This is a genomic window from Sporomusa intestinalis (genome assembly GCF_055383785.1).
The window spans coordinates 1,001,121-1,021,922 of record NZ_AP042390.1 but is presented as its reverse complement, the minus strand read 5'-3'; the positions used below and the strand labels follow the sequence as shown (position 1 = coordinate 1,021,922).

Below are 20,802 nucleotides of genomic sequence, written 5' to 3'. Positions count from 1 at the left end.
CTATTAATACAAACGCTTCAAATCCTCCTCTTTCATGCCAAAAGAATGTTCCGGCCCGGGAAATACTCCGTCCTGTGTTTCCTGATAAAAACTGTTCAGGGCCTCTACCATCTGTTTGTTAAGCTGGGCGTATTGCTTGACCATTTTGGGCACAAAACGGTCAAACATGCCCAATAGATCCTGAGTAACCAGCACCTGGGCATCGCAATGCGGTCCGGCCCCGATACCCATTGTAGGAATGGCCAGCTGTTCAGTAATCAGTTTGGCTACAGGAGCAGGGATGCACTCCAGTACGATAGCGAACGCACCGGCCTGTTCAAGCGCTTTGGCATCTTCCAGCAGTTGTTTGGCCGCTTCGGCATCTTTGCCCTGGACCTTAAACCCGCCTAACTGGCCGGCGGTTTGCGGCGTTAAACCAATATGGCCCATTACCGGAATGCCGCCATTGACCATTGCGGCCACGATGGGGGCAACATTCTTGCCGCCTTCCAGCTTAATGGCATCGGCGCCGCCTTCTTTCATAATCCGGTTGGCATTGCGGATGGCATCTTCAACCCCTGTGTTGTAAGAGCCAAAAGGCATATCCCCGACAACAAAAGTATTGGGCGCCCCCCTGACTACCGGCTTGGTGTGATGAATAATATCATCCATGGTGACCGGCACGGTACTGTCATACCCCAACACGGTCATGCCCAGCGAATCACCTACCAGGATCATTTCAATCGGTGTTTTCTCGATTACCGAAGCCAGTAAAACATCATAGGCCGTAATCATGGTAAACTTCTTGGTTTTGCCTTTCATTTCCCGGCATTGGGGAATTGTCATTTTTACCTTGCCCATTATACAAACCTCTCCTTAAAATAAATTTATTATTTGTCTCGCTTAGGCGAAACACCGCTGCTAAAAGAATATATATGCCCGATAAGTGTTCATTATTTCGGAACACCCGTTTCGATATTTTAATTTATAAAATGACCTGGCTTAGCCAAGTGGAAAAAGGAATATTGCAGTTTGTTAAAATATGTATTATTTTGTCTTTTATGTAAATTTTATAGCTTTCGCTATATTCTGTCAATAGCCTTTACTGGTTCTTTACCAATAAGGCCGATAAAGCAGGCCCCGGCGCCTTGGCCGCAACGCCAAAACAGTCCGCGCCACTTTTTTGTGGGCGGACTGTTTCTGTAACAGACTCACAGCTACGCTATATGCGACTTGTAGATTTTATCGCCGCAGCCGTAAAGCATTTATTTGATTTCGCCAAGAGTTTCGACCAACTGCAGCACATCACCGTCAAAACTAAGTTTTTTCGTATCATAGATCCAAACGGAATCATTGGCTTCCGTACGGAGCGGTTGGCCCCAGCTAAGCTCAACCTGGCCTTTGGTCATGCCGGCTTCGACACTCCCGTTCTGAATCTTGCCCCATAATTCGTACGACCCGCCCAGACTTACCCTGGGATCTTCCATAAACAGGCCATTCTGCCAGGGCCGGGATTCGGTCCAGGCCTGAGCAGGCATATTAGTCCAGCTGTAGGCGATGGGTAAGACTGCTTTTTCTCCCTTAATGTCAACAATCAGCCAAACAGGTTCCTGCGACTGATTGCCGGCATATACATCAACCACGGTAACCGGGGCACCAATATCAGTGGCTACAGACTTTGGCACCATATCCCCGCCAGGAACATATAGCCCTGTCAATTCTCTGAATTTCGGATAAATGGTTTTTCCCAGAAACTGCTTCCGGGCATTTTCCAGGTCTGAAGCCAGAACAAGACCTTCCAGCTGTCCGCGCATCGTGCGGCCCAGCAGTTTTTCGCCGGTATCCCTGACAGTCATGCTAACCATATACTCCTGCTGATTATCGCCGGCGGCAAACGGTACGACTGCCGTGATGATTACCTGTTTGCCAGCATGCCCGGCATAGGGAATGCGGACCGAGCGGTCGCCGCCAAACCCTTTGTCAGCCTGGGCGGCGGGAAAAAGCTCATAGCCGGCTGCCTGCTTATCAGCAGGCAAGGCAAGAAAGGTAAAGACCTGGCCTTGCCATTCTTCGACTTTTATATCTGCCGGCGGTGTTGCCGCCGCAGCCGCTGCCCACGCCGGAGCGGCAGTGCCCAGCCCCAGCAGCAGACTCAGAACCAGTAATAAACGCAAGCTCACTGTCTTCAATTCTGATTACCCCCTAAATGTAAATTTTTCCTGACCGTAACTGGGGATGATTAATGAATGCCTTTGTTTTCCCGGAGAAGGAAACTACCGCGACCTTTTGCCGCTAAAGCCCTGCGCCTTATACCGGGTTTGTCCTTAACAGTCGCAGCAAGCTGATAGGATCAGCAGTTTTTTCATACACCGTATTATAATTCATATAACAAAATTCGTCAAATAATTATTTTCCTTTAGTATTTATTGCCTTTACTATTTATACCATTAAAACAGGCCGCAGCGGTATAATAGAAAAAACTGACGGGCCGCGGACTGAAGCGGCACGCCAGTTTTGTCGCCTATAACACCCGGACTTTATATTCGCGCAGCCAGTGATCAGCCTGGATCAGATAGGCGAACAGCTGCGGTCCGCTCATCAACTGGCCAAACCAGGGAATATTGGCAGCAGACAAATCAGCCCGGGCAATCTCTTGGAGTTTATCAATGTCCAGCAGGGCCCGCAGCGGGGATGCCGGATCCTGGAAAATGGCCAGCGCCTCCTGGACAACAACCTTGGTATAGGCCGGATTGTGGGTTTTCGGATAAGGACTTTTTTTACGCCATAACACATCTTCCGGCAAGATCCCCTCCAAAGCGTAGCGCAGCAGGCCTTTTTCCCTGTTGTGTGCATTTTTCATGCTCCAGGGCACATTCCAGACATAATCTACAAGCCGGTGATCACAAAAAGGTACTCTAACCTCCAAACCAAAAGCCATGCTCATGCGGTCCTTCCGGTCAAGCAGGGTTGGCATAAACCGGGTAAGACTGAGGTAAAAAATTTCACGCATCCTGGCGGAACGGGCGTCTTCACCCGGCAGGCGCGGCACTTCGGCCAGGGCATCACTGTAACGCTGGGCCACATATTCAGCCGGCTTTATCCGGGCCTGGATTTCCGGTTTTAACCAGGGAATACGGATTTCCGGCCGCGGCGACCAGGGGAAGGTCGTGGCATTGATCATATCTTCTCTTTGAAACCAGGGGTAGCCCCCAAAAACCTCATCGGCACACTCGCCGGACAAGGCGACAGTGGCCCCTTTTTTGATCTCCCGGCAAAATAAATAGAGCGAGGTATCAATATCAGCCATGCCCGGCAAATCGCGGACAAGTGCCGCCGGTCTGAGGCTTGCGGCCAATTCCGGCGTATCTAAGAGTATATTGTGGTGAATTGTGTCAAAATACTCTGCTACCCGGGTAACAAAAGGCCCGTCCGGATTAGGCTGAAAGCTGTTGGCCTTAAAATACAAATCATTATCAACATAATCCACTGAATAAGTATGCAGACTCCCTAGGCCCGATCTTTTATGCGCCATGGCGGCCAGGGCCGTGAGCGCACTGGAGTCCAGCCCGCCGGAAAGCAGTGTGCATATGGGCACATCGGATACCAGCTGGCGCTCGGCCGTATCGATGAGCAATTCCCGTACCTTGGCTTTGGTATTGTCGAAACTGTCCGGGTGCGGCTGCGATTGCAGTTTCCAATATTGGCTGACCCGCTTGCCCTGACGGTTATAAGTCAGGCAATGGCCCGGCTTCAGTTCTTTGACATTGCGAAACACACCATGGCCGGGGGTCCGGGCCGGCCCGAGCATGAAAACCTCGGCTAAGCCTTCGCCATCAAGCTCAGGCCGCACCAGCGGATTAGCGAGCAGGGTTTTAAGTTCTGAGCCAAAAATAAAACTGCTGCCGCATTCTGTATAAAACAGAGGCTTAACCCCAATCCGGTCCCGGGCCAGAAACAGGCTCTGATTGGCCTCGTCCCAAATGGCAAAGGCATAGATGCCGTTAAACCGTTCAACACAGGCGGGCCCCCACTCGATAAACGCTACAAGCAGTACCTCCGTATCGCAGCGGGTACTGAATATATAGCCCCGGTCTTCCAGTTGCTGCTTGATTTCCAATGTATTATACAGCTCACCATTATAAGTGATGATAAATTTCTGTTCACCGCGAAACCGGATCATAGGCTGGGCCCCGCCCACAGGATCAATAACACTAAGGCGGCGATGCCCCAGTGCCGCCCGGGGTGTGATATAGGCTCCCTGCGCGTCTGGTCCGCGTGCCGCCAGGGTTTCAATCATAGCTGATAAGATGTGGCTGCTTTCTGTTAGGTCTTCCTGCCAGTCAATCCAACCAGTAATTCCGCACATGTTTTAATCATCTCCCATAAAAGAATATAGCCTGTGAACGCCCGGTTGCTATGCCGGCGTACCGCAGGCGCCTTTGCCCACTATATTTGCATGCTTATAGATATGCGTCTTAGCGAACAATTGTCACAGGCGGCAAAGAAAATATGTATGCTACGGGGGTTCAACGGATACGCTAAATTCAGGCACATCCGATTTATGCAGGGAGGAAATGATTATGGCTGAAAGCAAACAGGCTTCCGAAACAAACTTGGCCACGCCCCAGGCCCAGGCAAATCCTGCTTATCAGGAAGGGGCCGATATTGACAATGCCGCTGCCGTATATCAGGAAAGCGGGCTTGATGCCACGGAGGATTCCCTCCGGACCGAGGAGCTCAAACTGGGCAATAAGCATGCAACCAATAGTCTGGTCGCCAGAATGTTATGGGGCCATGAAGAAAAGGTTAGCCTGAATGTGCGCGTGGCGGAAGATGGAACCTTGGATTTAAATGATGATGTACGTTAAAAAACAGGCCGAATCCGGCCTGTTTTTTAGAAACAGTGACTTTTGTCACAGCGTAGACTGTTTTAATTTGTTAAAATAAGCCTAAAGATACAATCATAATGTGAGGAGGTTTATTATGAAAAAGCAATTTATAAAAAATATCGAGTTCAGCAAAGCGCACGATCTGGTTAACCTGGTCGATTATCAGCCCGGCAAGGTAGTAAGCCTTACTTTGTCACAAAACCAAGCCCTCAGTATGACCCTGTTTGCCTTTGCCCAGGGCGAAGCAATCAGCACACACTCGGCGCCCGGCGACGCCCTGGTATATATTCTTGACGGCCGGGCCGAGATCACCATTGGCGGTGAAAAAGTCACCGCCACCGCCGGTCAGGTCGTCGTTATGCCGGCCGATATCCCCCACGGCCTGGATGCGGTGGAAAACTTTAAAATGCTGTTGGTACTTGTTATGTAATTTACAGTGTTAGATCTGCCCCGAATATGCCGATCTGCTGCCCTGTGCTGTCAGTGATTGGCAGGGAGATAGTTAAACAGGGCTGATGGGATATGGACGAAACATATACCTGCGATACGTACACCTTCCCCTGGCTGGCTTGTTTAAACCATTCCCTGGTTGCGGCATTGGCAATGCCGGCCGGAGGCAGGGAAACAACAAACTGTCCGTCGGGTAAGTTTGTCCAGGCGGCCTCAAGCTCAGGATTCTGGGCTAAGAGGCCGCTCAGTATTTCTTTATGGCGATCCCTGTCCATACCTGTCACCTGTTGATCTTTTACGGTATGTTCAAGCAGGCTGCGCAGTTTTGCGATTCTGGCGTCAATTTCGGCCTGCCGGCGGCTGTCAATATCAATAAGGGTCAGCTTGCCGGTAGTGGCCACAAGCTGCTCGGCTACTTTAGCCAAAACCTCCCCCATGCCGCGGGTATCGCCCAGATGCTTATCCTGCTGACCAATGGAGCTGGTTACTGCCGTCATACGGCTGGCCGCTTCTTCAGCCATGCTGGCAATCCGGGCAAGAAAATCGGCTGCTTTCTGGGTGGCGGCAAACTGGTTTTGCCGGGCAGCGCCGGCCTCCGCCATTTTTGCCTCCACCTGGGAGCTGGCTGCTAAAATAGCCTGCAGGCTGGCATCGGCTTCCCGCATTTCCTGCGCCCCTGTGGCCACGGCGTTGGTTCCGGTTGCCGCTGCTTTTGCCGCTGCCAGCACCCCGCCGTCTATTTCGGCCAGCAGTTTATTGGCCGAATTGGCGGCAGCGGCACTGGCATCGGAAAGCTTTTGAATCTCCTGTGCCACTACGGCAAACCCACGCCCGTGCTCCCCGGCCCGGGCTGCTTCAATACTGGCGTTAAGCGCCAGCAGGTTGGTTTGCGCCGCTATACCCTGGATTGCAGTCAGAAAACTGTCGATATCCCTGGCCATTTGCGTCAAGGCGGTAATCCGTTCCCCCACTTCGGCTGAGGCCTGACGGATAGAATCCATAGCCAGCGTTACTTTGGCTGCTGCCTCATACCCCTGGGCCGCCATATTCTTGGAGGCTAAACTATCCTGATAAATATTACCGGCTACGGCGGTAATGGTTTGCGTTGCAGCCATAATATCATCAATTTGGCAGGCTGCCTGTTTGGTCGCCGCCGCTATATCCTGGGTCAGGCGGTCGGCTGTGCCGGCCTCCTGGCAGGCCTGTTCCGCGAGGCCGGCTGCCTGGCCGATGACAGCATTAACCTGGCTTACTGCTGCGGAAACCTGGCTTGCCGACACTTGTGTTTCCTGTCCGAAAGTCCTGAGCATGTCTGCTAAGGCGGCGATATTCCTCGCCAAAGGCTGTAATTGGGCCGGATATTCCGCCGGCTCAATCCTGGCAGACATATTGCCGTCTGCATATTGGGCAGTCAGCTTGCTCAGCTTATCAACCGCTTTATTTTTCCCCAACCATAATGACATAAACTCCCACTCCTGTCTATGAGCTGCAATTGCCATTTCTTTATTTTTCCAAATAAATATACTATAAAATAGATTGCCAGGGCAAGGGTAAATACAAGTAATTTAGCGTTTTGTTGGACATTGGCGCTTTTCATCTGCACTGAGTGCACTTTTTATCAACTTCCCCCATTGCTTGTCACTATGTACGCTGGCAGGTGGTTAAAAGTTGCCAATATGCCGGAGTTAGACAAAATCCCGCATCATTTCCCAGGAAATAATGCGGGATTGCCTTTATTGGGATAAAACCTGCGCCAACCGGAACAATTCAGGGTCAATCGTCTTTTTCTTGCCGACAGCATCCTCAATTGGCACTTCAACACACTGGCGGCACTGATAACCGATCATGATACTGGTCCTGCCATTCAACAGGGCCTGGACTGCAGTCTCCGCCAGGCGGCTGGCAAGCAAGCGGTCGGATACGGTCGGTGCTCCGCCCCGCTGGATGTGTCCAAGGACGGAGGCCCGCGTCTCCAGGCCGGTTTTGGCCCGGATGGACTTGCCCAGGTCAATGGCGCTGCCGGCACCTTCCGCCACGACCACAATACTATATTGCTTGCCTTTGCTTCTGGATTCTAATAATTGTTTGCAAATCTCCTCTTCCGCAAAAGGTTCTTCCGGGATAAGGATAATTTCAGCGCCGCCGGCCAGTCCGGCCGTAAGGGCAATCCAGCCGCAGGCACGCCCCATTACCTCAACCAGCATGACCCGTCCGTGGGCTGAGGCTGTATCCCGCAGCTTATTGATCGCATCAAGGGCTGTATTGACTGCGGTATCAAAACCAATGGTATAATCAGTACCCCAAATATCGTTATCAATGGTCCCGGGCAACCCCACAAACTTAATGCCCAGTTCACCAAGATGCTTGGCCCCGGTCAGCGAGCCGTCACCGCCAATAACAATCAGACCTTCGATGCCGCGATCCTTTAAATTGGCGGCTGCTTTTTGCCGGCCGGCCAGGGTCTTGAATTCCTCGCTGCGGGCTGTGCCCAAAAAAGTACCGCCTTTTTGAATAATATCGCCTACCGACCGTGAATCCAGCACTCTCATATCGCCGGCAATCATGCCGGCATAGCCGTTTTTAATCCCCCACACCTCAGTATCGCGGGCCAGGGCAACACGGACTGCCGCCCTGATGGCCGCATTCATGCCCGGACAATCGCCGCCGCTGGTTATCACTGCAATCTTGTTCATAATAACCCTGCCTTTCTTTACTTAACCCCAGTGTTAAAATATGCTATATATTCGGCAATTGCGCCCGATTGCCTGCCGGAAAATGTTAATAACCCAAAAATTTCTTGTTTACCGAAAATCCAAGCTGCTGCGCTGCTCTATCATAGCTTGTTAAATCAAAAACATGGCCACGACCGTTGCCACCGCCAGTCCGGCCAGCACCGGCAGCAAATTGCGCCTGGCAAGCTCAAAGGGGCTGACACCACAGATCGCTGCCGCCGGAATGAGCGCCCAGGGAACCAGCGTTCCGCCGCCTACCCAGATAGCGGCAATCTGTCCTAACGCGGTCAGGGTGGCAATGCCGGAACCAATGGCCGTGGCGAATAAATGGGCAATCGATCCGGCCAAGGCTATGCCGGAAAATCCTGAGCCGTCCAAACCTGTTATTGCCCCCACAATGGTCAACGTAGCGGCACCAACCCCGGGATTAAGCGGTACCAGGCCGGCGATTGCCAGACCAATATCATTTACAATCCCCTGGGAAGCGGGCGGCAGCACCTGGCCCATAATTTGATTGATGCCGGCATCACCCAAATAAAAAAAAGCGGCAATCGGGATAACCGGGCCAAAAATAGTAAAGCCGAAAGTAAAACCGTCAATGAGATATGCCGTTATTTTTTCCAGACTCTGATTCCGGTACACCAATAAAGTGATTAATACCAGAATAAATACGGCTGTGCCGCCAATGAGCGCCGTAGCGTCCCCGCCTTGCAAATCTGCCGCATACATAATTGCGACATCCAGGAAAAACAGGCCCGGCACAAGTGCGGCCAATACCTTTTTCACCTTTGCCGGCAGTATAGTGCGCAAGTCCATTCCCTGTTCTTCACCGGGCGGTGAATAACGGGTATAGGACAGGTCAGTGTTTTCACGCTGGCCGCAGTCCGCTTGCTCCTTTATATCCCGCCGCAGCAGCCAGTAGGCGGTGCCTGTGGCCACCAAACCCATGACAAATACTAAAGGGACACTGGCACTTACCACACTTTGCACAGGAATGCCGGCAGCCGTTGCCGTTAGTTTTGGAGCCCCCTGAATAACGAAATCACTCGATAAAGCAATGCCATGGCCGAACAGATTCATGGCCACGGCAACGCCTATGGCCGGCAGGCCGGCTCTTACCGCCGCCGGCAGCAGCACGGCGCCCAACAGGGCCACTGCCGGTGACGGCCAGAAGAACCAGGAAATGACCATCATGACTAAGCCTGTTACCCAATAGGCCTGAAAGGGTGTACAGATCAGGGCCGTAATCGGCGATACCATAACCTCATTAATACCTGTGACCAGCAAAATCCGGCTCATAGCGACAACGATGGAGATAATCAGAATAGTTCCCAGCAATTCGGTAATCGCATAAATAAAACTATGGAAAATACCGCTGATTGCCAGATAAACCGAGCCTTTGACAAGTAACCCGATAACAAAAATCCCGATAATGCATACTAAAGAAGTATCACGCCGCAGCAGCATTACGCCCATAATCACAACAATAAACAATAAATATACATAATGCAGTGCCGTAAGCTCTACCCCCATCGCGCTCCCCTCCGGTGCTTTATATTTTCTACAGAATATGCATAAAAGAAGAATTTAGTCATCGTGATCCTTACCGCAATAAAGATTTACAGGCTACCCAAAAATCTCCGCGGATAGTCTGCGCGGCTGCGTGTCATCCTAAATACGGGTGATATAATTGCCAAAAATAATGCTAATCCTCCTGTTGCTGCTATCGGTGCTTACGGTAACTGGCTGCGGTACTCTTAATAAACCGCAGGCCAAACCGGAAGCCGCGAAACAGCCGGCGGTGAATCAACCGTCAGCCCAGCCGGACCTGTCGGCACAGCTTAACAACAGCTTACAGCAGTTTGACGGTCAAACAGGCCTGTTTGCCAAAAATTTAAAAACAGGCCAAACCTTCAGTTTTAATGAAAATACTGTTTTCCCTACGGCGTCAACCCATAAGCTGGTGGTTGCCCTGGCTGTCTATAAATATCTGTACGCAGAAGCGGCAGCCGCAGATAAAAAGCGGTATGACGTTGGCATTAAGAACATGCTGGTAGTCAGTGACAATGAGGCTTTTTACGAGTTTCTGGACGATATTGAACAGAAAAAGCCTGATGCCCTGACCCGCGTATTGTCTGACCTCAAGCTTGTTCACACCAGGATTCACAGCCGCGAGGCCTTCAGTAAATATGGTTACCACAGCGTTACCACCCCCGGGGAAATGGCCGTCGTTTTTGAAACTATCTATAACGAAGCCTATCTTGGCAAAGAGTTCTCGTCCATCTTAAAAGAAGAGTTGTCCAAAACCATCTTTAAAGAGGAAATCCCCCGTTTCATGCACAATAGCAAAGTATTGCATAAAGTGGGTGAACTGCCCGGAGTGCAGTGTGATGTGGGAATCGTCGACGACGGCCGCGACCAGATACTGATCAGCGCCTATACGACAACCCGCAGACCGCCTCCCTATGCCAGCAATTTTATTGCCGCTATTTCCGCCAAAGCCTATAATTTGCTGCGCACCAAATAAATTGCCGCCAAACAATGCCACCCACAGGGGTGGCATTGTTTGGCATTGCTGAACTTTTCCGGCCTGGCCGGCGTAAGCCTACTCATCTTTCGGCATGGCTTAGCATATTTATCTTACAGCAGGCCTGTTGGAAATGAGGAGTGAACCATGTTTCTGCTATATGCTCTGGCCGGCGTTTTCTGCCTGGGTTTGGCCCCGTTATTTGGCAAGACGGTGTTGAACACAGTCAACCCGGTTACGGCTTTTGTCTTGCGGACAATAATTGCCGCCATTATTATCGCCGCCTGGTTTCTTAGTGCCAAAGGCTTTAATGAACTGCTGGCTGTTCCGCCCTTCCTCTGGATTGTTATTACAATTGAAGCCGTTTTGGCGGCCTTGCTTGGCGATCTGGCCTATTTTTATGCTTTAAAAGACGGCAATATTAATGAAGTGTCACTCATTATGTCCTGTGCGCCCCTGGTGACGATCAGCCTAAGCTATTTCCTGTTAAATGAGGTGATTACCGGCAGTCAGCTTATGGGCGCGGTGTTCGTAACCATTGGCTTAATACTGATTAGCCTTTGAAAGAACCAACAGCTGCTATCTCCATTACATTATGGAAATAGCAGCTGTTGGTTCTGAGCCGGTTCTAGACAGCCTGATAGCCTATCTGCAGCGCCAGCTTATTCATTTCTTCCGTGCCTTTGGGTACGCGAGCCAGCACAGCCGCCTCCAAGGCGGGAAAACTGACCGAGCCGGTAAGTTTGGCAATCGTGCCCAGGGCGACAATGTTGGCAAATAGTTCGCGCCCGCATTTTTCCCTGGCTAGTTGCGTAATAGGAACAGCATGGACCTGTTTGTAAGCAGCCGGCACCTCCCGGACAAAGGTGGTGTCAACAACCAGGATGCCCTCAGCTTTCAAGTCGGCACCATATTTGTCAAGTGCCTCCTGGGTCATGGCCAGCAGCAGATCCGGCGCCGCCACTTTGGGGTAATGAATACGGTTGTTGCTGATAATAACCTCCGATTTGCTGGAACCGCCGCGCGCTTCGGGCCCGTAGGACTGGGATTGTACTGCCTCCCGGCCGTCGGCAATGGCGGCCTCGGCGAGGATAATGCCGGCAAGGATCAGCCCTTGTCCCCCTGAACCGCTTAATCTGACCTCGATCATATTAACCACGCCCTCCCATTGCCTGTTTGATTACCTTACCATATTCTGCCGTATATTCAGGCGCTGTTTCCTGGTGAAGCACGCCGATCTTAATTTTTCCGGCCAGTTGTTCCGGCTTGAGCCTGGCAGCAGCTTCAACCGGCACGGTATGATCCCGCTGCCAGGCTAAGAGGGCGGCCGGTTTGCTCAGCTTGTTCTGCCGGCCGTAAGAAATCGGACAGCCGGTCAGCGCTTCCACTACGGCAAAACCCTCATGGGCAATCGCTTTGGCCACAAGCTCGGTAAGCTGCTTGGCATGATAAGTGGTGGAACGGGCAACAAAGGTTGCGCCCGCGCCTTTAGCCAGTTCGCTTAAATCAAAGGCCCGGTCGATATTGCCGTAAGGTGCGGTAGTCGCTCTGGCCATTTGCGGTGTCAAGGGTGAGTACTGACCACCGGTCATACCATAGATATTGTTATTATAGACAATAACGGTCAGGTCAATATTGCGTCTGGCGGCATGGATAAAATGATTGCCGCCAATGGCGGTCGCATCACCGTCCCCGGTGATTACCAGCACCTTGTGGTCAGGCTTAGCCAGCTTAATCCCGGTGGCAAACGGCAAGGCCCGGCCATGAGCGGTATGGAGGGTGTCAAAATTCAGATACCCCGAAGCCCGGGACGAACAGCCGATCCCGGACACGATTGTTGTTTTATCCTGATCAAGCCCCAGTTTATCAATGGCCCTGACAATAGCTGCGGTTACGATGCCGTTCCCGCAGCCAGGACACCAGATATGCGGCAGCTTGGGCCGGTAATACTTTGCCAATAATTGTTCCATTGCTTTCCCTCCTCCTTAATTAGCCTGGGCTCCGGTAATGGCGGCCAGCATTTCCTGCGGTGTAATGGGATCATTATTCCACTTGGCCAGGGAAACGACCTTGGCCTGTCCGGCCACGATGCGCTCAACCTCCTGCACATACTGGCCATAATTCAGTTCAGCCACAATGATAGTTTTGGCCTGTTGCGCCAACGCCTTAAGCTGCTTTGCCGGCGAGGGCCAGATGGTAATCGGCCGGAATAAACCGGCTTTAATTCCCTGACGGCGCGCCATTTCCACTGCGGCATAGGCTGTGCGGGCTGTACCGCCAAAGGCAATAACGGCAATCTCGGCATCGGCAAGCTGCACTTCTTCAAAAGTGACAAGCTCATCAGCATGATCAGTAATTTTGGTATGAAGCCGGGCAATCAATTCATGGGATGTGCTGTTGGCGCCGCTGGGAAAACCGGTATAGTCGTGGGCCAAGCCGGTAACATGAAACCGGTAGCCGTCGCCATAGGCAGGCATCGGCGGTATCCCGTCGGCCTCAGGCTTGTACGGCAGGAACTCGCCCGGCGGCAGAACCGGTTTTTTGCGGTTAACGATTTTCAGGCTGTCCGCAGACGGAATCTCAATTTTTTCCCGCATATGGCCGATAATCTCATCAAGGAGCAATACGACCGGTGTACGGTATTGTTCGGCCAGATTAAAGGCTTCTATTGTCAGACTAAAGCATTCCGGCACACTGGCAGGACTCAGGGCAATAACCCCCCGGTCCCCGTGGGAGCCCCACCGGGCTTGCATAATATCGGCCTGGGCCGGTGAAGTCGGCTGACCGGTACTGGGGCCAACCCGCTGCACATTTACAATAACACAGGGAATCTCCGCCATGGATGCATAGCCGATTAATTCCTGTTTAAGAGAAAAACCGGGACCGCTGGTTGCCGTCAAAGACTTGACGCCGGTCAAAGCCGCGCCGATCGTTGCAGCCATGCCGGCAATCTCGTCCTCCATCTGAATAAAAGTCCCGCCAACCTGGGGCAGGCGCTTTGCCAGCAACTCGGCAACCTCAGTGGACGGTGTTATCGGATAGCCGGCAAAAAACCTGGCGCCAGCGGCAAGCGCGCCTTCTGCACAAGCATGGTTCCCCTGCATAAGTACTGCTTTAGCCATAAAATACATTCCTCCGTTATCACTTATTACTTATCAGCAATGACAAAAATAGCATAATCAGGACACCGTAATTCACATTGCCCGCAAGCCACACAGTCATCAGGCTGAGCAACCTCTATTTTGGCAAGATCGTCCAGCCTCAGCACCTTCTTGGGACAAAATTCGATACATATTCCACATCCTTTACAAAACCGGGGCTTAGTTTTCAGCATCTTTTTCACTCCTTTTTATATTCAAAACAAGTCAGGCTCAGGCAGTAAACAACTTGCCGGGATTTAGCACCCCTTGCGGATCAACCGCTGCTTTCAGTTTTTGCCCCGCGGCGAAGCCGGTTTCGCCTGTTTCCCATTGCAGAAACGGCGCTTTCATATAACCGATACCGTGTTCACCGGACAGCGTACCGCCAAGCGCCAGCGCTGCTTTAAACAACTCTTCTACCGCTTGCTCGACTCGTTCCATTTCCTGGTGATTGTGCTTGTTGCTTAGAATATTGGGATGAAGATTACCGTCACCGGCATGACCGAAAATCACCATCTTCAGGTCATATTTCTGCGCGATTTCCCGCAGCCGCCGCACCATCGCCGGAATCTGGCTGCGGGGAACCGTAGCGTCTTCCGAGATTTTAGTCGGGTTGATTTTGCCGCAAGCCGGCGAAATAGCCTTGCGGGCCTGCCACAGCCTGTCACTGTCTGCCGGCGTCGCCGCTACCTGAATCTCGGTTGCGCCCCATTGCCGGCACACCTTCATGACATGTTCCGTCTGTGTGCTGATCGACACCTCGCCGCCATCCACCTCAATCAGAAGGATCGCCTCGGCCTGCACCGGCAGTCCGGCCTGAAGATAATCCTCTACCGCACAAATGGTCTGATTATCCATAATCTCCAGTGTGGTTGGAATCGTCCCCGCGGCGATCATCCCGCTGACCGTGCGGGCGGCATCGTCCAGGCTGCTGAAGATGGCCAGCAGGGTTTGCTTAGCCTGCGGTTTGTCAACAAGCCGCAGATAGGCTTTCGTCACAATCCCCAGGGTCCCCTCCGACCCGACAAAAAGCATGCCCCAGTCGGGGCCGGCCATTTCGCTGTCAAACCGGTTGCCGGCTTCAATGATGCTGCCGTCTGGCAGCACAACCTCCAGCCCTAATACATAGTCTCTGGTAATGCCGTACTTAACCCCCCGGGGCCCGCCGGCGCACTCGGCGATGTTGCCGCCGATAGTTGAAGTTTTGGCACTGGCCGGATCGGGAGGATAAAACAGGCCGGCCTGATTGACTGCGTTTACGAAATCCTCGGTAATAACCCCGGCCTCTACCACGGCCACCCGGTTGGCCGCATCAATCTCGATAATCCGGTTCAGGCGGGTTAACACAAGGCTAATGCCGCCCTTTACCGGCACGGAACCGCCTGATAAACCCGTGGCTGCGCCTCTGGCGGTTACCGGGATATTGTACCGCCCGGCCAGCCTGACAATGGCAGCGACTTCTTCGGCACTGCCGGGTTTGACGACCACATCAGGCGGAAAATCCCGGAAAGTGGCATCAAAGGAATAACAGATCCGGTCTTCCAGCTGATCCATAACATATTGCCGGCCCAGCAGGCGTTTTAATTCGGTAATGACTTGCTGCACTAAGGTTCTCCCCCCTCTTCCAGACCGTAAGCGCGGGCAATGATTTCCGCCGTGTGCACTACCTGCATGGGGCTTTGCCGCTGTCCAAGCCCGTCGGCGATATGCATCCGGCAGGCCGAACAGCCTGTGGCCAGGATAGCGGCTCCTGTTGCTTCGGCATGGTCCAGCTTCCAGTCATTAATTTTCCGGGCGACATCATAATAGGCCATGCTGAAAGTCCCGCCGGCCCCGCAGCACTTGGCCGCCGCTTTCATTTCCACAAATTCCGCCCCGGGAATAGCCGCTAACAGCTGCCGCGGTTCTTTCGCCACCCCCATGCCCCGGACAAGATGGCAGGGATCATGGTAAGTAATTTTAGCCTTTACCGCCCGCAAGTCCTGCTTGATCCCGATGTCAGCTATAAACTGGGTAATATCTTTCACTTTTCCGGCCAGCTGCTGCCAGGAATTTTTAACTGCGGGGTCTTCAATAATAAGGCCATATTCATGCTGCAAAGCCGCCCCGCAGGAGGCGCAACCGGTTATGATCGCATCATAATGGCCAGCTGCCAAAATTTTCACATTTTCTTCGGCCAGGTATCGCCCAACCCGATAGTCGCCGGAGGTAAAAGCCGGCGTGCCGCAGCAGCTTTGCCTGGCCGGCAGGACGACTTCGACATTGTGGGCCTTAAGAATCTTGACAATCGCCTCACCGGCCGCCGGATAGATATAGTTGAGCATACAGCCTGTATAAAAGCCACCCGGGCCTGGGGTGAAGCCACCCGGCTGGTTTCAGGCAGGCGGTCCCTCAGCGGCACTGTCGCTAAGGGCGGAATAATCCGCCGCTGGCTGAGTCCGGCCCCGGGCAGGGAAACCCGGGCCGTTTTGCCGCCGCCAGGGGCATTTTTAAAGACGAGATTTTGAAAAACGGCCCCGGCCCTAAGGCCCAGGTCAAACAAGCGACGATAGGTAAGCCCGGTAAAAGCCAGCTTTTTCGCCAGCGGCAAGCCGTTGGCAACGGCTAAGACCCGCCGGGCGCTTAAAAACAGTTCGTCTGTTTTCACCCCTGACGGACAACCGGTGACACAGGCTTTGCATAACAAACATTTTGACATTCTTGTTTGAAGTTCGGGAGTAAGGGCCAATTTTCCTTCACTGACTGCCTCCAGCAGCTTAACTTTCCCGCGGGCAGTGGTGTTTTCATTATCGGCCGCCTGAAAAACCGGACAAACTGAGCGGCAGGTACCGCAGCGGATGCACTTGACCAGTTGTTGCCGCCACTCAGCATACTTATTATCCATGTTGTCTCCACCTCTCTGCAGTCAGCGGTTTAATATCATTTGGGGATCAAAGGCGGCTTTGGCCCGCTGCTCAAGCACCGCCAGCGCGCCACGGCCAAACCGTCCGGCCAGGCGGTCATATTTGCCGGCGGCAATCCCCCCGGCCTGAATAACAGCCTGCCGGACCGCGTCAAGAAAACCGCACTCCGGCTCCGGCCGGGACAGGGCAATATTTAACTTACCTTCGGCCAGTTGGCCAAATAGCCCTGCTTGTAGAGCAAATTTTTCGGCTATTGCATAAAATTGGTTTATGAATTCTTCCTGACGGGTAAATGCCAATTTATATTCATCTGTTAATACAAAATTGCCGCCCTGGCCATATAACGGGGCCCATTGCGAGACCAGACGGTCATGGCTGTCGTACAGGGCGCCGCCATAGGTTTCTGCCAGGACCGTTGTCTTTTGGGCCTGTTCAGCGGTCTCTGCCGCTAAACCGTCAAACTCCATGACGACAAGCTGCCCCTGGCCACCGGCCTGATATAGGTTTTGCACACCAGGATCAATCCATAATAAGTAGGCGGGCACCAGCCGGCTCTCCCGCAGCGCCCGCATAAACGCCAACAGCTTTTCCAAACTGGCAAAGGCCGCGGCCAGCCCCCTGCGGCTCTCCGGCAAAGGCAGCAGTTTAAGCAGGAATGTTACGGTCACGCCATAATCCGTATAGGGGGCGTTAAAGAAGCGGGTAAAATCATAACCAGTCACATTTTTAACCGTTTTCCCCCCGGTTTTTAATAAGTCGCCTGTTGGTAAAACAATTTCTGAGCCCATAAGAAAATGCTTGGTAAAGCCATATTTTAAACTGGATATATTGGAGCAGCCTTCATAAAACAGCTGCCCCAGGGTCTTGTCATGATAAAACGGGGTATCTGCCGGGATAAACCGCATGCCCTGCTCCCTTAGCCGCCTGGCAAGAGTCCCAAGCCTGACCCCTGGCTGGACAGTCGCGACAAGATTAGCGGCGTCAATCTCAATAATCCGGTTTAATTCTTGCAAATCAACGGTAAGACCGTCAGCCTTGGCTTGTCGGTAAATATACAGGGGACGGCCGGCCTCAGATGAGGTCCGGAATAAATGCTGCAGCTCTTCAATAGACTGGGGTGACGTTGCATGGCTCACATTACTTCCTCCTTCAAAACCATAATCCTGCCTGCAAACGGAGAAAAGCACTCTATTGAGTGCTTTTCTCCGTTTGGCCGTGTTCCTAAAGCTGCTCATTACGCCACGCCTTAGGCGATTGGTTATTAACTTATAATAAGCTCTATATTTTCACAAAGCGGACTTTCAGTATCCCTTCAATGCCGCCAAGAAAATCGAGGGTCTCTTTCGACACTTCCGAATCCACAGTCAGCACCATCATCGCCCGCTGATCAGTTGTCTTCCGCCCCAGCTGCATAGTGGCAATATTCACTTTGCCGGCCCCCAACAAGGTGCCCATCTGTCCGACAACCCCCGGCTTATCGATGTTTTCGGCAATCAGCATATAGGGCATCGGATTGACATCAAACTCATAACCGTTGATTTCAAGGATTCTTAATTCCCCTTTGCCGAAAATTGTGCCGCTGATCGTAAACACTTTACCTTTTGACCCGACCTTAAGGGTAATCAGCGTCAGATAATTATTGACGGAGGATTCCTTGCTTTCGGTTACCGTCACCCCTCTGCTTTTGGCAATGAGGCTGGCATTCACATAATTCACCCGTTCTTTGAGCACCGGCTCGAACAGACCTTTCAATATCGCCAGGGAGATCACCGAGGTTTCCAGCGCCGCTGCCTCGCCCCGATACAGGATTTCCACCTTGTCGACTGCTTCTTTCTCCAATTGGTAATACAGTTTGCCCAGGGTCTCACCCAGCCGCAGGTAAGCCTTGATCGTATCCATATCCTGGATATGAAGGGTAGGCAGATTGACGGCATTGGGCACCATTTCTCCCCGTAAGGCGGAGATTACCTCCTGGGCCACAGTTATGCCGACATTATCCTGGGCTTCGACGGTATCAGCCCCGGCATGGGGTGTGACAATCACATTGTCAAATTCAAGCAGGGGGGACGTGGCCTGCGGTTCCCCTTCCAGGACATCGATACCGGCCCGCTTGACAACTTTAGCTTTTAGCGCCTCCATCAGCGCTTCCTCATTTACAATCCCCGCCCGGGCACAGTTGATTACCGTAAGCCCTTTTTTCGCCGCCTTAAACTGCTCCCTGCCGATCATGCCATAGGTCTCTTCTGTTTTGGGAGTGTGGACGGTCAAAATATCGCAGGCGCCCATCAGGTCTGCCAGTTTTTCTTTTTTCTCGACCCCCAGGTTTTTAAAGCGGGAATCACTGATATACGGATCATAGGCGATAATATTCATACCAAACGATTTCAGGCGGGTGGCCACCAGCGATCCGATCCGGCCCAAACCCACGATACCTGCGGTTTTTCCCTGCAGCTCCATGCCCTTTAGGCCGGAACGGTCCCATATCCGGTCTTTAAGCCGGTTATGCAGCTGCGGGATATTGCGGCAGGTGGCAAACAGCAAACCCAGGGTAAGCTCTGCCGCCGAAACCACATTCGATTCGGGCGTATTGACAACAATAATCCCCCGTTTGGTAGCGCCTTCCATATCAATATTGTCGACACCGTTGCCGGCCCGGCCCACCACCTTTAAACGGGTGGCTTTCTGATACAGCTCTTCATTGACTTTCGTATTGCTGCGCACAATCAGGGCCTCGTAATCGCCGATAACTTCCAGCAGTTCCTGGCGGCTCAGACTGGTTTTTATATCAACTACGGCCCCTTCTTCCGTGAGTTTTTCAAGTCCTTTTTGGGCTATCGGCTCAGAAACTAATACTTTCATGTTCTTACCTCCATTATTAATTGTACAATTATATCCTCACCTGAGGTCAAAAAATGCATGGTCCGGCAAAATAAAAAAAATTCTCATCCCTATAGGGACGAGAACTTTCCCGCGTTGCCACCCATGTTGCCTTACGGCCAACTTTAGCCGCTGTAATGGGCGGATCCCGTTCTGATTCTTCACCAGCCACTCCCAGGCGGAACCATGCTGTTCGGTGTAACGGCTCGCACCAACCGCCGTCTCTCTGGCCACCTTGCATTAGGCTTCCTGCTCATCATGTATGATATAAACTTGTTATCATTATAATGTGTTCGCAAGTACAAGTCAAGTGTCTTTTTCAGCAGCAGCCATTATACAGTTCCGGCATGTAATCAGGCCAAATTGGCCCAAAGTGTCCAAACCAATAGTTAAGCCCCGCCTGGCAGGCCTGGCGGCTTAACTGCCGGCAGCGGCCCCGGGCTTGATTGCCGGGACGATATAGCGGGCCGCAATCGCCAGCAGGATAATGCCGCCGCCGACCAGCGACCAAAAGCCGGGCCCTTCCCCCAGCAGCAGGAATACCCACAGGGGGTTGAGGATTGGTTCAATCATGGTAATGATGGAAGCCTCAAGGGCGGTTACATATTTGATGGCGATGGAATACAGGACATAGGCCAACCCAATTTGGACACAGCCGAGGGCAACAATAGCAGCCCAGCCGCCGGCACCGGGTGAGCCTGAAAATAGAAACGGCAGGCCGCATAAAAAGGTCAGCCCGTTGCCCAGCAGCACGGACCCGAATGGAGATCCTGCCTTTTGCAGGCGCATAGCAACAGTCATGACGGCCATAGATACCCCGCTGAGGATGGCCAGCAGATTGCCGGCCAGTCCGTCTGCTGACATTTGCTCCTGGAAAAACAGCACCATCCCGCCGGCAACAGCCCCAATTGTCGCCAGATCCCGCCAGCCGGGCCTCTCATTCAGAAAAACAGCGCCCAGAATGGCAACATAGACCGGACAGGTATATTGCAGCAAAATGGCATTAGCCGCAGTGGTCAGCTTGATAGCCGTAACAAAGGTTAGCATCATGGCAGCGTAGGCAACCCCGCCAATAACCGAAGCCTTGTTCCAGCTGACCGGCGAATGCCGGAAAGCGGCCCAGATAACCAAGGCGGCAACACCACTCCTCGCCCCGGCAATGGCCAGCGGATTCCAGTCAATCCACTTGATGCCGATGCCGCTGGTACTCAGCAGGACAGCGGTTACGGCCAGCAAAAACACCCCTTTCAGCCGTTCTGAAAGCGTAAAACTCTGCAACCAGTTCAACATAAACACCCACTCATC

The 20,802-nt window shown here is 52.5% G+C and carries 20 protein-coding genes; 4 read left to right on the top strand and 16 right to left on the bottom strand.

What is annotated here, in order from left to right; genetic code table 11:
* Positions 1–3: 3 nt before the first annotated feature.
* The 3 genes from panB to asnB form a co-directional block, all read right to left on the bottom strand.
* Positions 4–840, bottom strand: coding sequence for a 3-methyl-2-oxobutanoate hydroxymethyltransferase (panB, locus tag ACZ481_RS04640; RefSeq protein WP_464768995.1), 837 nt, complete (start codon positions 838–840; stop codon positions 4–6).
* Between the two features lie 404 nt (positions 841–1,244).
* A complete protein-coding gene (locus ACZ481_RS04635) occupies positions 1,245–2,168 on the bottom strand; it encodes a hypothetical protein (RefSeq protein WP_464768994.1) in 924 nt (307 codons plus the stop codon).
* 332 nt (positions 2,169–2,500) lie between these two features.
* Positions 2,501–4,345 (bottom strand): asparagine synthase (glutamine-hydrolyzing), encoded by a 1,845-nt coding sequence (gene asnB / locus ACZ481_RS04630; RefSeq protein ID WP_464768993.1) that lies wholly within the window; start codon positions 4,343–4,345, stop codon positions 2,501–2,503.
* A 214-nt stretch (positions 4,346–4,559) separates the two neighbouring features.
* Between asnB and ACZ481_RS04625 the strand changes: the two genes are divergently transcribed.
* Together ACZ481_RS04625 and ACZ481_RS04620 are read left to right on the top strand one after the other, a co-directional pair.
* Entirely contained in the window at positions 4,560–4,847 is a 288-nt protein-coding gene (locus ACZ481_RS04625) for a hypothetical protein (RefSeq protein ID WP_464768992.1), read from the top strand.
* A 115-nt stretch (positions 4,848–4,962) separates the two neighbouring features.
* The gene (locus ACZ481_RS04620; RefSeq protein WP_464768991.1) at positions 4,963–5,298 is read left to right on the top strand and encodes a cupin domain-containing protein; all 336 of its coding nucleotides are present in this window, start codon (positions 4,963–4,965) and stop codon (positions 5,296–5,298) included.
* 1 nt (position 5,299) lies between these two features.
* Here the strand turns inward: ACZ481_RS04620 and ACZ481_RS04615 are convergent, their stop codons facing one another.
* The 3 genes from ACZ481_RS04615 to ACZ481_RS04605 all read right to left on the bottom strand — a co-directional run bounded on the left by ACZ481_RS04615 (position 5,300) and on the right by ACZ481_RS04605 (position 9,583).
* Complete coding sequence (locus ACZ481_RS04615) at positions 5,300–6,781, bottom strand: methyl-accepting chemotaxis protein (RefSeq protein WP_464768990.1); 1,482 nt, start codon at positions 6,779–6,781, stop codon at positions 5,300–5,302.
* A 270-nt stretch (positions 6,782–7,051) separates the two neighbouring features.
* A complete protein-coding gene (gene pfkA, locus ACZ481_RS04610; protein WP_464770577.1) occupies positions 7,052–8,014 on the bottom strand; it encodes a 6-phosphofructokinase in 963 nt (320 codons plus the stop codon).
* Positions 8,015–8,161: 147 nt separating this feature from the next.
* Entirely contained in the window at positions 8,162–9,583 is a 1,422-nt protein-coding gene (locus tag ACZ481_RS04605; RefSeq protein ID WP_464768989.1) for a hypothetical protein, read from the bottom strand.
* 157 nt (positions 9,584–9,740) lie between these two features.
* Between ACZ481_RS04605 and ACZ481_RS04600 the strand changes: the two genes are divergently transcribed.
* Positions 9,741–10,577: a serine hydrolase gene (locus ACZ481_RS04600; RefSeq protein ID WP_464768988.1), complete on the top strand. Its 837-nt coding sequence runs from the start codon at positions 9,741–9,743 to the stop codon at positions 10,575–10,577.
* Between the two features lie 147 nt (positions 10,578–10,724).
* Positions 10,725–11,141 (top strand): EamA family transporter, encoded by a 417-nt coding sequence (locus ACZ481_RS04595; protein ID WP_464768987.1) that lies wholly within the window; start codon positions 10,725–10,727, stop codon positions 11,139–11,141.
* A gap of 64 nt (positions 11,142–11,205) precedes the next feature.
* On the opposite strand, the gene ACZ481_RS04590 is transcribed toward ACZ481_RS04595, so the two are convergent.
* From ACZ481_RS04590 to ACZ481_RS04545, 10 genes are all read right to left on the bottom strand, one after another.
* Positions 11,206–11,727 carry a 2-oxoacid:acceptor oxidoreductase family protein gene (locus tag ACZ481_RS04590; RefSeq protein ID WP_464768986.1) on the bottom strand — a complete coding sequence of 174 codons (522 nt, stop codon included), beginning with the start codon at positions 11,725–11,727 and terminating at the stop codon, positions 11,206–11,208.
* A gap of 1 nt (position 11,728) precedes the next feature.
* Complete coding sequence (locus tag ACZ481_RS04585; RefSeq protein WP_464768985.1) at positions 11,729–12,547, bottom strand: 2-oxoacid:ferredoxin oxidoreductase subunit beta; 819 nt, start codon at positions 12,545–12,547, stop codon at positions 11,729–11,731.
* Between the two features lie 15 nt (positions 12,548–12,562).
* Positions 12,563–13,699, bottom strand: coding sequence for a 2-oxoacid:acceptor oxidoreductase subunit alpha (locus tag ACZ481_RS04580; RefSeq protein ID WP_464768984.1), 1,137 nt, complete (start codon positions 13,697–13,699; stop codon positions 12,563–12,565).
* 26 nt (positions 13,700–13,725) lie between these two features.
* Complete coding sequence (locus tag ACZ481_RS04575) at positions 13,726–13,920, bottom strand: 4Fe-4S binding protein (protein ID WP_464768983.1); 195 nt, start codon at positions 13,918–13,920, stop codon at positions 13,726–13,728.
* Between the two features lie 28 nt (positions 13,921–13,948).
* A complete protein-coding gene (locus ACZ481_RS04570) occupies positions 13,949–15,322 on the bottom strand; it encodes an FAD-binding oxidoreductase (RefSeq protein WP_464768982.1) in 1,374 nt (457 codons plus the stop codon).
* On the bottom strand, positions 15,322–15,996 hold the full coding sequence (locus tag ACZ481_RS04565; protein WP_464770576.1) for a (Fe-S)-binding protein: 675 nt from the start codon (positions 15,994–15,996) through the stop codon (positions 15,322–15,324). The genes ACZ481_RS04570 and ACZ481_RS04565 overlap by 1 nt, the downstream gene beginning before the upstream one ends.
* Positions 15,879–16,601: a 4Fe-4S dicluster domain-containing protein gene (locus ACZ481_RS04560; protein ID WP_464768981.1), complete on the bottom strand. Its 723-nt coding sequence runs from the start codon at positions 16,599–16,601 to the stop codon at positions 15,879–15,881. The genes ACZ481_RS04565 and ACZ481_RS04560 overlap by 118 nt, the downstream gene beginning before the upstream one ends.
* 21 nt (positions 16,602–16,622) lie before the next feature.
* Positions 16,623–17,756: an FAD-binding oxidoreductase gene (locus ACZ481_RS04555; RefSeq protein WP_464768980.1), complete on the bottom strand. Its 1,134-nt coding sequence runs from the start codon at positions 17,754–17,756 to the stop codon at positions 16,623–16,625.
* A 142-nt stretch (positions 17,757–17,898) separates the two neighbouring features.
* On the bottom strand, positions 17,899–19,479 hold the full coding sequence (serA, locus tag ACZ481_RS04550) for a phosphoglycerate dehydrogenase (RefSeq protein ID WP_464768979.1): 1,581 nt from the start codon (positions 19,477–19,479) through the stop codon (positions 17,899–17,901).
* 435 nt (positions 19,480–19,914) lie between these two features.
* The gene (locus ACZ481_RS04545) at positions 19,915–20,787 is read right to left on the bottom strand and encodes a DMT family transporter (protein WP_464768978.1); all 873 of its coding nucleotides are present in this window, start codon (positions 20,785–20,787) and stop codon (positions 19,915–19,917) included.
* Positions 20,788–20,802: the final 15 nt, after the last annotated feature.